Here is a 14,324-nt window from a genome sequence, read left to right on the forward strand (position 1 = left end):
GGCCATAGCGATCATTCCGCCGGCCCTGGTCTTGGCATTCACCCACGGAATCACAATCCTGGTGAAGGCAGTCGGAACGGCCTACGCCACTTACCGTGCGATCGTCGAAAATGCCACCGAAAGTGAGGATTCACAGAGTACTGCGTCTGACCTCACCGTAGGCCGGGGACCAATCCGCGTCCCTCAGCCCTGCGAGAAGTTCGCCCACAATATTGCGGACCATCGGGAGTCGGATCTAGACGTAGACGCCACAACGGCGGATGCGAAGGCCTGCATTGACGACGCTATTGCGGACTATGCGGAACCTTTTTTCGTGGATGAAACGATGAACGACCTGGACGAGATCCTCGACTCCCAAGACACCGCTGCGGAGTCCCCAGCCCGCCGCGATGCCGAAGAAGCACAGGCCGACACCGATGCCGACATAGACGACCTCATGTCCTTGAGCGCCCGGTCGAATCCCGGTCGAATCTCGCGAAGAACGTGAAAGATACAGCAGTGCGCAAGCTCACAAACCCGAACCTCACGTGGGAGACCATCGCTCTGGAAACGAAACCGCCTGTCGCGACATCGACCGCATGGCGACGGTACGAGAAGTTCGATACCGCAGCCCGCGAAGCAGGATTCACGAGCCCGCCATTGCCCGACCTTCGGTCCGCCGAGAACATCGCTGACCGCGAACTCACCACCGTCTGAACAAGTCTCACCAACAAAGGTGGCCCCGACAATGCTGTAACACCGCCGGGGCCGATGACCACAGAAAGCACCTGTGACCAATGAACGATCATAACGAGCTCTCCGAAGGCATCGACCACGGAAAAACCGGCCGACCACCGATGCAGCCACGAGCGAAAATCACCCGCGAAGCGATCCTCGAGGCGTCCGCAACCCTGTTCAGCAAAACGGGATACGCGGGCACCACCATCGACGACATCGTCACACTCGCCCCGGTCACCAAGGGCGCGATGTACTTCCACTTCTCGAAGAAGGAATCCATCGCGAGGGAGATGCTTGGCCGCTGGTCCGACGCAGTCACCGCGACAGTCGGGAAAGCGATCGCAACCGGTCAACCCGCCGACCGGCAAGTACTGATGATCTACCGCGAACTCGCCCGCCGCACCCAAAACGAGGCGATCATCCGCGCCGGCCTCATCCTGTCCGTCGACAAGTCGCTCGGCGGCGCCCGCGCCACCTACGAAGCGTGGACCGCTGCGATTGAACCGATCGTCGTCGACGCGAGTCGTTCCGGCGCCCTCGACTCCGCCGTGTCGCGGTTTGCCGATACTCTCTGCGCCGGTTTCGTCGGCGCTGTGCAGGTGGCCGCCAGCCTCGACGAGAACCACACCATCAGCAGGCGGATCGACGATCTACTGCTGATGTGGTGTGGAACGGACCCGTTCGCATGGTCGAAGGAGCATCTCTGTGAACAGCCCCATCGAATCGGCGAACGTCCCGGAAAATGCTGCCACCACGACAACTCACCGGATCGGTCGCGTCCCCGGCAGTAAGAACTCGGCAATGCAGGACCGTGCAGTGCGAACACGCGAAGCGATCATCGTCGTCGCAGCCCGGCATTTCGACACCGACGGATACGGCCACACCAGCATCAACACCCTCAGCGCTACCGGAAAATTCGCCAAAGGCGCAATGTACTACCACTTCCCATCCAAAGAAGCGATCGCGCAGCACGTCATCTCGGACTGGAACCGCACGCTCGACGAAACCGTCAGCGAAGCACTGGCGGCTGGCCCGCGCACTAGCCTGGGGGAGAAGCTGGCAGCGATCTTCACGTCCCTCGCTCGTCAGATCGCCGAGGACACCAATGTGCGGGCCGGCATGAAACTCACCCTCGAACCCACCATCGACAAGGCAGCCGGCTTCGCACACTGGGTCGACGCCATCAGCGACATCATCGACACCGCCATCACCACCGGCGAACTCACCGACACGCCCACCACACACCGACTCGCATGGAACCTGTGCGCCGGCACCATCGGAGCCGTCAACGCATCAGCGGTCCTGCACGAAAACGTCGACCTCACCACCCGCATCGAGGACATTGTCGCAGCGCACCTCCGCGGCGCACTCGGTTGATCGCACCTCATGTCAGAATGCGAAAACCACAATGGAAGCCGGGGGACTGTCAATCATGGGCACGACGCGGTCAGGTTACGGTGCACCTGAACCCGAATCCGCTGCGCAAGCATTGGTCCGGGTCGGCACCTTCATCACCCACCACCAAGCCTGCGGCGATCTCGTCTTCCAGAAGCGAGTCGACGCGGCCCGCATCACCGAAGACCTACTCGCCGAACTCCACAGCGAAGCAGTCGCCCTGTGCGCAGCGCTCGAAGGGCACGCGGTGCGCATCACGACGACTCTCTCCTGTGTCGTCGATGAGGACAAGAAATATGTCTTCGCTGCGACGCCTGCATCGAAGCGCAGGCTCTTCCGTCCTACTCGACATCACACCGCGATCGTCGAACTCGCCGGAGCAACCGGCTTCACCCTGGGGCAAACTGGGTAGACCAGATGATGTGGGACCTGGCGGTTGTGAGAATTCCGCCGATCAGGATTCTCGGGTGGTGGCGGAGTCCGGGCCGATTGGCGGTATCGACGTCTATCGAAGACGACCGCGCGGCGTTTGACCTAGCCCTAAGCGGCGGCGACCGTCAAAAAGTTGGAAGATCACACCACCTTGAATGATGCTGAACGCGAACAGGTATCGAGCGTATCGACTGGTCAGATACGCTCGATATCTGCCACTGGTCTCAGGCTGCTCGGCACCGCTCGATAGCGGTCTTTCGTATGAACATGAATCTGTATCAGCAGGCGATGATGATGTTGGGGTCGGTCTTCATGTCCAACCATTTGCCGTAGGCGTCGTCGTTTTCCCGGTGGACGCCGGCGCATACCTCGGCCTGTGTATAGCCAGCGGGTTTGTAAACCGCGTAGATCGGGTTTCCCTCGTTGCTCTCCTGACGGAGGGATGGGCAGGAGTGGTCGGTGCGCAGGTACTTCGCGCCGGGGTGCGCGGCGAGGGCATTTCCCACTTCGGTGGCATAGTTTCCGGGCTTGGTTGCGCTGTAGACGACCACGATCCCGAGACCATCGCACGTGGGTTGGGTGATAGGCGTCGACAGCCCGAGATCTCCTGACCCGCCGTCGGTATGGCCGCCGGAGTCGTCGGCGCAGTGGGTGAAGCTGCTCAGTTCGGCTTCGGGGACGCCATCTGCCCGCGCTTGGGTGGGGCACATTGTGGTCGGGAACGATGTGTAGACAACCCACTTGCCGGCGACCACACGGACCAAAGAGGAGGAGTCGCCCAGACGGTTCCAGACCACGTACGCCCACTGTCCGTGGCAACGGATTTGGCCACCAATATCGCGACTGAGGTCGGTCTCGATGGCGTCAGCAGTGCACGGTGACGTCGCTGTTGCAGTGGCATTGGCCGCTCCATCGCCCGTAACGACAACAAGTGTGAGGTCACCGTTCTCGCACTTCGATCCATAGCCGGCCAACTGGGAGGCGACAGCGGTCGGGCTCACGCACGTCCAGCCATCGAACATCGCCGACATGGTGTTGCCCTGGCGGGTGATCACCGGATCGTTGTAGTAGCGGTTGATGAGCGCCACAGCATCGGTACAGGTGATCGCACCAGTCTCTACGACTACGGTGCCGGGGGTGCCAGCCGGGAAAGTGACTGTGCCGCAGGTGCTTCCGGGGGTGGCGAGCGCGTCGGTAGTTGGTTGACGGTTCGGTTGTTGCGCCGGCTGGGAGGACGCGCTTGCCGTCTCGGGCTGGGCACTGACGGCCTGGCCGGATGTTGAACAGGCGGTTGCCACGAGGGTCATACCGACGATCGCTGTAATCGTTGCGCGTCGCAAGCCGAGTAGCTGTGCTGCCTTGTGCCGCATGCATCTCCCTGATGAGTCTGGTCAGCTCGACGATCTGACCTGTAGTCGCGTGGTTCTAGGCTTTTGCTACACCGACGGCCTGGTATCGGGGCGCATGCTCTGCACATCCTTACCGATAGATGAGCGCCGGCATTACTCCGGCGCGAGAGCAGATGATGCAAGTCTCTTCTGCGATTCTGCACGGTTCAGCGTCGGTGCCGCCGGTTGGTGGTTTAGCTAGCATCCGCCGAGCGGGGTTGCCACGAATTTCTTGGTGCCACCACGAACCTGAGTGACGGTGTCGGAGTCGCTGAGAGCACCAATTTTCGCGTTCTCGAACTGGAAACCTAAATACATGGTCGGCTTACTGGGCTGGCTGACCACGAGGACTGGGCCGAGGTCATTCACTTGCTCGATCACATCGCCGCTGAAGGCGTTGCGTACCTGCGCGGGGGTGCTGCCTGTTCCCACTCCGTAAATTGCCCGTGAGCCCACCGCGCCGACAACTACGTCATTTTTCACGTTGATTGCAGCGGTGGTCCCGTCGTAGTAGACGGTGCAATCGCCACCGACAGTCCTCATGTTAGTTTCGTCGATACCGTGGCTGGCCAGTTCTGATTCCACGGTGCCGGTGACAATGTTGCCGTAGCCGCCAAAAGTTATCGCTCCTGCTGAGGTAGGGGAGCTCGTGGTAGAAACTGCTGACGAGGTGGCTGCGGCGACTGAATTTCCTGCGTTTGTGCACATGAGAAATGGTTCGGTGACGAATTCTTTCGTACCACTCCAAATCTCGTAATGATTGAATCCGTCTGCTCCGATGGAGAAGGCCAAATATCGGTCAGGATGGTTCGGATCGCTAACTAGCAGATCGGTGTTTTGCGGTGACCTGAAATTTGGCGTCGAAGTGAAAGTAGCTTCAGGATAGGCAGTTCTGATGTCCTGTTCGCTCGACGCGGATGTGATCCCGCTTGATGTCGAGGTGCTATTAGCGCCGACTATTTTGCCGTCGATAGTGAATATTTCAACGGTTGCGCCGTAGTTGCCGATCGAGTAGCGCATGCACCCGTCCACTGGTTCCCCGGCGGGGGCAATTCCCTGGGCAAGAAGGTCCGCTTCGCTCATTCCGGCCACCACTGGTCCAGCCCCACCGAAAGTCAGTGCCCAATCAGCTGGGTTCCTATTAGTGGATCCCGACAATGAATCGTCGAAGCCACCGCAACCGGACAATGTCAAAGCCCCAGCGATACCCACAACCGCCGCGATCTGGAACCTCGAGACCATGCGTTGATGAACCCTTCTGGTTAGTCGATACACGCACTGATTAGTCGATGCACGCATCTCCACGATCGACGCAGCGTGTGTGGCGAACTCTAATTGGTGACCTCACGATGAACCAGGCCAAGATTGTCGATCAAGGGTGAGTGCTGTTCGGGTTTGCTGCGGGCGGGACGAGTTTGAACTGCCGCAATTGCGCTTTGATGGATTCGGGCCATGCTACGCGGTTCTTTGCCAGGTGCCAGGCCGCTATACCGGATGCGACTGCGAGGATAATCCATACGATACTACCGCCCAGTTGCGACCCGAAGTCGTTGCTGGACGAGGCTTTTCCTGTCGCTAGGTCGTACTCCGTGGTTGTCGTCACTCCTTCGACCGAGAAGGTCCAGAATGCAGGGATGGCAAACAGTACTGTCAGGGCTCGCGCAACATGATAGGGGCGAAGTTCGAACGCCATAGGTTCCTCCGAAAGGCATGTTCAGGTTTGGAGTTCGTGAGGTTGAGCGGGTGAGAGAGTTTTGACAGTAGTTGAACTTGGAGGGATCGCCGAGACGGCAAAAGTGGGGGCACACGCCGTCGTGAATAAGTAAATCAAGGACCAGATACTTTTTACCTTTACGTAAGAGAACGCAAAATCGAGCAGTTGAGTGCTGAGTGAGCCCGATGGCGAGGTCGATTGTCCACCCGATTCCTCCGGGAACTTTCCCTCGAATGCCAGAAGGAATGGGTGCCTTATCCGATGCCTTGGGCAACGCCACCACGGGTATGCCTCAAAGTGAGTACGGTGGTGCGCTAGGTTATTGGCTGTTACTTCACTGATGCAGATTCCGCGCTACAGTCAGGATTAAACCCCGTATTTGTCAATCAGGGGGTGCCACGTTTTCTCTGCGGGCGACGAGGCAGTTAATGGAGTCATCCCCTTACCGCACCACTGCGGACTGGTCCAGGATGGATAATGAATTTAAGTAGAGGAGATGTTCATGACACGGAGTAGCTCGGTCGGTGCCCTTGCTGTTGGTGCTCTGATGTTTGGCGTGGTGTTGCTCACCGGATGTGGGAACGGAAACTCTACTGAGTCCAGCGCCACGCGCTTCGAGCGTCTTTTGCAGCCAGTTCTGCAAAGACGGCGAAGAACTTGCCGACATCAGGTGCACGAAGGCACACGGCAGTAACTGCTTGGCTGTAGTGGAGGATAAAGCCGATTTTGCGCATAGGATTACTCAAGTCGGTATCGCTGCAGGTTCGGTTCAGGGCCAGGCTCTCACTGTCAGCGATCAGCACAGGCTTTTGAGAACGCCGGGTGTGGGATGAGTTCGACGTCAACGGGTTCCGCGAACTACTGCAAGAGCAGTTTGTCGACCTTCGAGGCTTCCTTCAACGAGCTCCTCGACAGACTCAACCAGCGGTAGTCCGAATCCGATCACGGCTCGTCCAGCGCGTCGTCGCCTCCGCGAGTGGTCCCCTCTGTCCGATTCGGAAGGAGCGACGCGGTGGCCAGATCGATGAGCGTGTCGGGGGCAAGGAGGGCGAGTCCGTCCTGCCCGTATTCGCTGCGGGTGGTGTCGTCGCTGCGTCGGTGCAGGATGGTCAGCAGGGTATCGCGTTGTGGGGGAGACACTCTGACGGTGAGTGTGCCGTCGGTGGCTTCGGTGAGGGCTGTGAGGACTGCAGTGATGATCTGTTCGCGGACGGGGTCTGCGGTCTGGTCCATGCCGTGGTCGTCGAGCAGGATGACGTCGACTCCCCGTGCACGTGCTGCCCTGGCTGCGGCGGCGATGGCGGCGGTGTCGAGAATGGGGGCTCGGAGGGTGTCGCGTAGGTGCGCTTCGAGGAGGGTGCACGCCAGTTGTTGCTCGTCGGTGATGTCCTCGTCTGTGGCGAGGTGTTGGAGGAGGGGGCGGGCCAAGTTGTCGAGTCGTCGCAGTTGTTGGTCGCGTTCGTCGAGGATTGCGGTGTCGGCGGCTTCGGCGGCGACGCGGATGATGGTTTGTTCGCGCAGTGCGAAGATGTCGCGGGCGGCGGGACGGATGGTCCAGGCGAAGAACGTCGCCATCAACAGTGGGGCGAGGTTGATGGCGGAGATTCCGATGCCGTAGCCGGCGCTTTGTCCGGTTCGTTGCGCCCACCAGGCGCAACTCGCCAAGGTGGCGGTCATCCCGAGCCATGCCCACCAAGTCCGTCCGCGGACACACATATAGGTGTAGATCGCGGTCGCGGCGGAGAGAGGCCAGAGTTGTAATAGACCGTCGATCGGGATCGGTACGACCGCGAACACCAGATTGAGGCTGATCGGTCCCGCCAGCATCAGCGCAAGAGTTGTCCGATACGGCAGAGGATCACCGGCGGTCCGGATGAGGGTGACCGCGGCGGCACTGACCACAATCCAAGCTGATGTTTCGGCCCACAACGACTTTGCTGTGGGGGCTGTGGTGAGCGCGAGGAGAAGGAACGTCGCGATGAACGCGCCGACGACTACAGCGGCTGCAGTGGTGCGCAGCCCGAGGAGTTCGCGGACATCGCGGGTGTCCGAGGTGTGATGGTTCGCGCTCGATGCGGTGCGGTCGTCGGTCATGGCTCCGTCCATTCGATGTGCACGGTGGTGCCGCGTCCGGGCCGCGAGTCCACCCGCGCTGATCCACCGGCGATGGGTCGCATTCGTCCGAGGATGCTGACGGCGATGCCCAGGCGGTGTGGGGGGATCGAGGCGTGGTCGAATCCGACGCCGTCGTCGGCGATGGTGATGGCGATGCTGTCAGCCTGTAAGGCGGCGGTGACTGTTCGGGTGGCCCGTGGTCCGGCGTGGAGGTGACTGTTGCGCAGTGCTTCGGAGAGCGCACCGCTCATGGACCGGACGATGCTCACGGGAATCCGCAAGGTTTCTGCAGTCTCGGTGCCGGTTACGACGAACGAGGCGTTGGGGTCGATATCGACTGTAGCGGTGCGTAGTTGGGCGAGGGTCTCGTCGAGGCCGATGGACTGATCGGGATCGCTGACGGTGTGCAGTTCGTCGAGTTCACGCAAGGTCGTTGAGGCGAGGGCACGGACATTGTGTCGGTGCACAGGCCGGGAGGCGGTCAGGAGGGTGGCGATCACTCCGTCGTGGATGAGGGCGTCGAAGCGTTCGCGTTCGACGGCGCGGGCCCGTTGGGCGGCAGCGCTTGCGGCGGCGGCGCGGGTGGACTCGGTCGTGGTGTCGAGCAATCGGCCGGTGCGTAGTGCCATCGCGGCGCCGCCGACGAACAGGGTGCAGAACATGATCGCGAACGTGATGTCCGGTACGAGCATCGACGCTGATGCGTTGACTCGGGCGGCGAGGTTGATCATTTGCACTGTGGTACAGCCGATCACGAGATGGATAAAGGCAACGCTCGTCGGCCAGGCGATGACGCCGGCGAGGCTGGCCAGGCCGGGGAAGGCTGCCAGCCATTCGCCGTCATCGCCTGGCAGTTGGGCCCCGGTCCATGCCAGGGGCCAGGTGAACGCGGCCGCGAGGAAGACCAGTGCGGCCACGGCGGCCGCCGAGCGCATCGCTGCGGTGCTGCGGCGGAAGGAGAGCAGGCCGGGCAGCATGCCGGATCCGAATACGGTCAGCACAGCGAGAGGTGTCCACCATCGATGCATGTGCGGCGTCGTCGTAATGATCGAGGGGTACAGCAGTGCGAGGTAGGCGAGGTAGCCGACGCTGGTGAAGCGGGCGAACATGCGCAGGATGCGATCGGTGTTCTCCTGGCCGACCCCCGTCGCGGGGGACAGCACGGCCGGGCTGGTCATCGCAGTCCGCGTTCGGGGACCGGAAGCCACCCGTCTTCGACGGCGCGTTTGTAGAGGTCGGTTTTGGTGTTCGCGGGGCGCCCGGCGTCGGCGTATTTGGCGCGGATACGGCCGAGGTAGTCGTTGACGGTGTGGGTGGTCAATCCGGTCAGGCGAGCCACACGGTCGGCCTTTTCCCCGGAGGCGTAGAGGGCGAGCACATCACGCTGGCGCGGGCTGAGATCGACCTCGGCCAAATGGGGGTCACCATCGACGGCAGCGGCCCACTCCGTGGTCACGACAGGTTCGCCCGCTGCGGCGGCGATGATGGCGGCCACGACGACATCGGAGGTCTCGGATTTGCGCACCACACCGAGGACCCCGGCCTTGGCTGCCAAACGCACGAGGTACGGATTTTCGGCGCCGGTGAAGATCAGGGTTTCCAGACCCGCGGCGCGGAGCTCGTCGACGTTGGTTTTAGGGGACGATCCGTCTGCGAGGCGTAGGTCGAGGATCGCCAGATCCAACGCGACCTCCTGGGCGAGTAGTGCGGAGACGGTGGGTGCTGAGGCGCACACGGACAGGGACGGGTACGGGGCGAGCATCGCCTCGAGGCCCATGACGACCGCCTCATGGTCCTCGACGACACCGATGCGGTGGGCCGTGTCGGTGGGGGAGTAGGAGGGGGTATCGGTCACGTGGTGGACTCCGCTGCGCGTGTGAATAGGATCGACAGAACATAGCAGGGAGTTCGGAACGGGAAGTCGGTTTGCGGGTGTTCTCAGGCGCAGTGCACAGCGCGGGACCATTCGCTGATATGTCAGGCATCTGGTCCGCCAAGATCGCGGATGGGCAGGTCGAGACGGGAATGGATTCAGGCACGACAGTGGGTGCGGGTGATGATGTCTCCTTCTTGTCGGTCACATCCTGATGATCGCGCCGGCGACGGGCGTGTCCGCGAGGTAGGCGTTCGGTGCGAGCGATCGAACGGCGTCGGCGATGTCGCGGCGGAGGCGCTCGATCGTTTCGCCGGCGACCAGGACGCCGTTCTGCGAGTGCGCGGAGACGAAGTCGAGGCGCCCGCTTGCACTTGAGGCATTGTCTTGAAGGGAGATGACCGCAGTGAACAAGTCGGGCGCTGCGACCGAGCCGAACCGCACACTGATCCGCGGGTCGGTGTTCTCGATCAGGTACAGGCCGAAGTGTTGGGCCGAGGGCCCAGGACCAGGCTGCAGTGTGTGAAGGAGATGTTCCCGGATCACTACGCTGCGGACGGGCGCCGAGAACAGCAATGCATGATCGAGCGCGAATCGGCCGTACCCCGAGACAGACTCGGCGGCAGGGCTTTCGGATCCACCGGTATATCGGACGGGGACTGCGCGCAGGCTGTCCCAGGTGGTGTTCTTCTTGCGCATCCGATCCGAGACAAACCACACCGTGAGGCCGAGGGCGGTCAGCAAGAGCATCCACGCGATGTCGTCGTTGTAGAAACCGGTGATCCCTTTGACGCCGACAATCAGAATCGGAACAGCTCCGATGGCCCGGACGACGAGATACGGTCTGATGCCGGTGGCGTTCATGCGATGGTCCTCACCCCGTTGTGGACAGTACAGCGATGCCGAAAACCTGGGGCGGCTCAGCGTTCGCACGTCATCGTTCGACCGTAGACCGGGTAGAAGTCGGCTGCGAGACAGCAGAATTGGGGGCACAGTACGTGCATGCGCCTCTGACCGACATTGTCACCGAATGTAAACGACCGTAAGGTTCGCGTACCTGCCTCCGACGGTGACAGGCCGAGCGGATGCTGGCACGGCGGCCGTGCAATCGTGACACGTGCTCGGCGCTCTTTCAAAGAATGGGGATTGAGAGCGCAGTAGTCGGTCAGGGAACGATCCACAGTCCGGCGCCGGGGAGAACGGTGATCGGGCTTCCGGCGCCGCTGGTGGTGACGGTGGCAACCAGGACACCCGAACCGGTGATTGCGGTGGCTCCGGTAGCGGGTAAACCGAACCAAAAGTTGTTCGAGGTGCCTGCAACGCCGGTGGTGAGGTTGCGCCAGTGGACCATGCACGCGCAGATGCCTTCGGTGCCACGGAATTCGGTGATTCCGGGGCGTTCGGTGTCGGTGGTGGCCGTGACATGTTGCCCGACCAGAGGCCCGCCGAGCCCGGTCGGGCCGGTGGCGAGGCCGGCGACCGGGATGGGCAGCACAGTGTCGACGGGTGCCGCCGAAGCGCGGGACATGCTTGTGACGACCGCAGTTACAAGGATCGCCAGAACGACGATCTCTACTCTTCGGCAGAGAGCGACTCGTCGGGTCGACCGTGCGCGTGAGAGAGGAACGTCGCATGACGCCGACGACGGCAGAGGGGAAATTCCTACCCGGCGATGATATTTCATGCGGTCCTCCCGAGAGATGAGACGGTGGGTGCACGTGCACGCCGGGTGGTTTCGTCAGTCCCAGCGCAGGCACTGTTCGGACTGGCCTCGAGTGCACATCGCGCAAACATAAGTTCGTCACAGTGTGTGCCAGTAGTTACCCCGTTTCCGTCTCCGACAACCACGACACGAAGACGCCTGCCATCGAGCAGTCGGGCGCGCGACTCGGCGCGCCTCGAGACTTTCATCCGGTATAGGACGAACCCAGTTGCTCCCATGCACGAGATCGGGCAGCAGGTGCCTCGTCGCTCGGCCGCTGACCCTTCGCGGCTCCAGCGATGAGCGTGTGGTCGACGGGTGCTGACAACGACTACGGCGCACACACATTCGGTGATACGAGCGGGTGACAGCTTCCGGGGGCGCCCATTCGGGAGGCGTCCGCATCGTCGTGCACGCCGGAAGGTATCGCACCGGGGCGTGTTTGGGGAGACCACAGAATTGGGGGCATGCGCGAGGGTGGGCTGTCGACTGAGATACATCTGATCAGGTGACGCTAGCGAGGGACGAAAACACTCCGGAACCGGCACATCGCTACACCCGATCCTACCGAAACATTCGACACGTCTCGCTCGTGCACGGAAGCAGCGCACAGGCACCGCGCCTCAGTGCACAGGTGCACCGACGGCAGTGAAGGGATGACGAGAACACATGAGGACACGATTACAGCAGCGGCCTACCGGCCGCACTGGATCCGCCAGTGGGCATCGACGGAATGCGGTGCTTGCACTGCTGAGCCTGCTGGTAGCCGTGGCCACGATCTCGGCGCCGATCGCCCAGGCACAAGAATCGGCATCGCAGCAATCGAGTGTGTTGTTCGTCGTCGACACCTCGGGATCGATGTCGGGATCCCCACTGACGCAAGCGAAAGAGGCGCTGCGCGCAGGAATCGACGCGCTCGCTCCCGGCCAGGCGGCCGGGCTGCGTAGTTTCAGCGGCAGCTGCGGCGACGGTGGCCGGTTGTTGGTTCCTGTCGCCACCGACAACAAAGACCAACTCAATGCCGCGACAACGCAACTCTCCGCCGACGGCGGTACCCCCACACCGGACGCCCTGAGGGCAGCAGCGCGCGACCTGCCGGCCAGCGGGGACCGCACCATCGTGTTGATCAGCGACGGACAGAGCAGCTGCGGAAACCCCTGTGCCGTTGCCCAAGAGATCAAGAACGATCTCGGTGTCGACTTCCGCGTCCATGCCGTCGGGTTCAACGCCCCGACCAATGCCGAGAGCGAGCTGAGCTGCATCGCCAATGCCACCGGCGGGCAGTACTTCACCGCCACCAATACCGACGAGCTCGCCGCAGCCATCTCCGCGGCAGTGGAAACGACCAACCCCGCCGAGTGCGATGACATGTACTTCGTCGGCGTCCGCGGATCCAGCGAGAAGGGTGAGGACGGTCAAGGGCCGGACACAACACTCGAAGAGTACGAGTCCGCGACCTTCGATCCTGTCTACGCCAAAGATTCCGGCCCCAACGCCCGCACCACGGGGATGGGAGAACCCGTCAAAGCCGTCTTCGACGAACTGCACCATCAGGGCGCAGCCGGCACCCCGGAGATCGCATCGATGCAGGCCCGCGCGATCCGCTATCCCGCGATTCCGGTCAATCTCCTCGACCTCTCCTACCTCGACCGGTACCAACGATCCGTCGCGGTCGGTGCCGACAACCTCGCCAAGGAACTGCGCCTGATCGCCTCGCACTGCCATCAGGCGTCCGTGGTACTCGCCGGCTATTCCCAGGGTGCCGACGTGATCAACAAGGCCATGGGCAACGCCCACCGCAGCGGCGAGACGTCGCTGTTCACACAGGTGAAGAAAATCGTCGTCATCGGCGATCCCTCGCATCAACCCAACCGCGCCGAAAACGTCGGGGGATGGAACAAGCTGGGCTCGACGAACGGCTCCGGCGCCTCGGTCTCGGCGTCGATCGCTGATCCTGATGCGCTGACCTTCAAGGATGCCCACGCCGGACTTGTGTCCTCGATCTGCATGATCGGTGATGTGGTGTGCGATACCAGCTCGTTGGCGGTCCACGAAGCGATCGCGTCGAAATTTTTATCCGAGACCATGACCCACACCCTGTATTCGGCATTGTCGATGCAATGCCCGGCAGTGAGCAACGCCTGGCAGTACGGCACCGACTGCAGTGGTCAAATACTGTTCAACTCCTTGGGACACACCGCGGTGGCACGTTCACACGGCGGGCTCAGTGCCGATCAGGTTGTCGTGCAGTCCGGTACGCATCTGTGGGCCGGTTTCATCGCGATCCCAGGGAAGATCGGAGAAGCGGGCAAGTTCGTCGGAACGTTGTTCTCCGACCCAGTCGAGGTCGGTACATTCGAGGTGAACGACGGCGTGGCGATTATCGATTTCGTCGTCCCGAATGTTCCTGCCGGTGAGCATCATCTGGAACTGCGCGGCGACGACGGCAGCGTGTACCGACTGCCGATCCTCGTCACCGAGACACAGGTCACCGATGGACCCTTAGGGTATGTCGTCGACGGCTCGACGGTGCACGTTCCCAGCGGCTCCGGGACGGGAAGCGTCGGCAGCTCTGGCAGCATCTTCGGGAGCTGACGAACAACCTCCGTGTCAGCGATCGTTGTTCCGGTGCCGCAAAGGTCCCGGGACAACAGTCGTCTCGGTCTGGCGCATCCCGCCCCAGAATGGTGGTGGCGAAGAACTCGGACGCGAGAGTTGTTTCATCGCTTGCGTCTGCCGCCTGACGAAACACGGGGGTGCATGGGGGAGCGCGGGAGACAGGCGTCCCGCCTCCCGTCGAGTGACCAGCCGGTCGACGGGCACCCACCGGAAACATAACTGCGAAACCCGCTACTGCACAATAATTCCCCGATTCTCAAGGGGCAGGCCGGGTTCGTCGGCGGCGCCAGAGAGTTCCGCTGAGTGATGCGATCTGTGCGCGGTGAGCGGCTGTTTGCCTCCTGTGGGAAGCCTGCTGACAGAATTCGG

Annotated in this window: 13 protein-coding genes; 6 read left to right on the top strand and 7 right to left on the bottom strand. The window is 62.0% G+C overall.

Annotated features, from left to right (window positions below):
* Positions 1-313 precede the first annotated feature (313 nt).
* From PCS43_RS33515 to PCS43_RS20775, 5 genes are all read left to right on the top strand, one after another.
* Positions 314-487: a hypothetical protein gene (locus PCS43_RS33515; protein ID WP_442972511.1), complete on the top strand. Its 174-nt coding sequence runs from the start codon at positions 314-316 to the stop codon at positions 485-487.
* Between the two features lie 11 nt (positions 488-498).
* A complete protein-coding gene (locus PCS43_RS33520; protein ID WP_428481021.1) occupies positions 499-696 on the top strand; it encodes a hypothetical protein in 198 nt (65 codons plus the stop codon).
* 80 nt (positions 697-776) lie between these two features.
* Positions 777-1,508 (top strand): TetR/AcrR family transcriptional regulator, encoded by a 732-nt coding sequence (locus PCS43_RS20765; RefSeq protein WP_231915202.1) that lies wholly within the window; start codon positions 777-779, stop codon positions 1,506-1,508.
* Positions 1,509-1,533: 25 nt separating this feature from the next.
* A complete protein-coding gene (locus PCS43_RS20770) occupies positions 1,534-2,094 on the top strand; it encodes a TetR/AcrR family transcriptional regulator (protein WP_270923090.1) in 561 nt (186 codons plus the stop codon).
* 55 nt (positions 2,095-2,149) lie between these two features.
* Positions 2,150-2,524 (top strand): hypothetical protein, encoded by a 375-nt coding sequence (locus tag PCS43_RS20775; RefSeq protein ID WP_156525093.1) that lies wholly within the window; start codon positions 2,150-2,152, stop codon positions 2,522-2,524.
* 298 nt (positions 2,525-2,822) lie between these two features.
* Here PCS43_RS20775 and PCS43_RS20780 read toward each other — a convergent pair whose 3' ends face one another.
* The 7 genes from PCS43_RS20780 to PCS43_RS20810 all read right to left on the bottom strand — a co-directional run bounded on the left by PCS43_RS20780 (position 2,823) and on the right by PCS43_RS20810 (position 11,162).
* A complete protein-coding gene (locus tag PCS43_RS20780; protein ID WP_064075473.1) occupies positions 2,823-3,914 on the bottom strand; it encodes a hypothetical protein in 1,092 nt (363 codons plus the stop codon).
* Positions 3,915-4,130: 216 nt separating this feature from the next.
* A complete protein-coding gene (locus PCS43_RS20785) occupies positions 4,131-5,015 on the bottom strand; it encodes a hypothetical protein (RefSeq protein ID WP_156525094.1) in 885 nt (294 codons plus the stop codon).
* A 1,573-nt stretch (positions 5,016-6,588) separates the two neighbouring features.
* Positions 6,589-7,740 (bottom strand): hypothetical protein, encoded by a 1,152-nt coding sequence (locus PCS43_RS20790; protein WP_064075822.1) that lies wholly within the window; start codon positions 7,738-7,740, stop codon positions 6,589-6,591.
* Entirely contained in the window at positions 7,737-8,939 is a 1,203-nt protein-coding gene (locus PCS43_RS20795) for a sensor histidine kinase (RefSeq protein WP_064075820.1), read from the bottom strand. The genes PCS43_RS20790 and PCS43_RS20795 overlap by 4 nt, the downstream gene beginning before the upstream one ends.
* Positions 8,936-9,538 carry a helix-turn-helix transcriptional regulator gene (locus PCS43_RS20800; RefSeq protein WP_231915227.1) on the bottom strand — a complete coding sequence of 201 codons (603 nt, stop codon included), beginning with the start codon at positions 9,536-9,538 and terminating at the stop codon, positions 8,936-8,938. Before PCS43_RS20800 ends, PCS43_RS20795 begins: the two co-directional genes overlap by 4 nt.
* A 300-nt stretch (positions 9,539-9,838) precedes the next feature.
* Entirely contained in the window at positions 9,839-10,498 is a 660-nt protein-coding gene (locus PCS43_RS20805) for a hypothetical protein (RefSeq protein ID WP_064075818.1), read from the bottom strand.
* Between the two features lie 301 nt (positions 10,499-10,799).
* A complete protein-coding gene (locus tag PCS43_RS20810) occupies positions 10,800-11,162 on the bottom strand; it encodes a hypothetical protein (protein ID WP_141695856.1) in 363 nt (120 codons plus the stop codon).
* An 843-nt stretch (positions 11,163-12,005) separates the two neighbouring features.
* Here PCS43_RS20810 and PCS43_RS20815 point away from each other — a divergent pair.
* Positions 12,006-13,931 carry a cutinase family protein gene (locus PCS43_RS20815; protein ID WP_082893355.1) on the top strand — a complete coding sequence of 642 codons (1,926 nt, stop codon included), beginning with the start codon at positions 12,006-12,008 and terminating at the stop codon, positions 13,929-13,931.
* Positions 13,932-14,324 lie beyond the last annotated feature (393 nt).

The organism is Rhodococcus sp. C-2, from assembly GCF_027854095.1.
In the GTDB taxonomy this organism is placed as follows: Bacteria; Actinomycetota; Actinomycetes; order Mycobacteriales; family Mycobacteriaceae; genus Rhodococcus_F; species Rhodococcus_F qingshengii.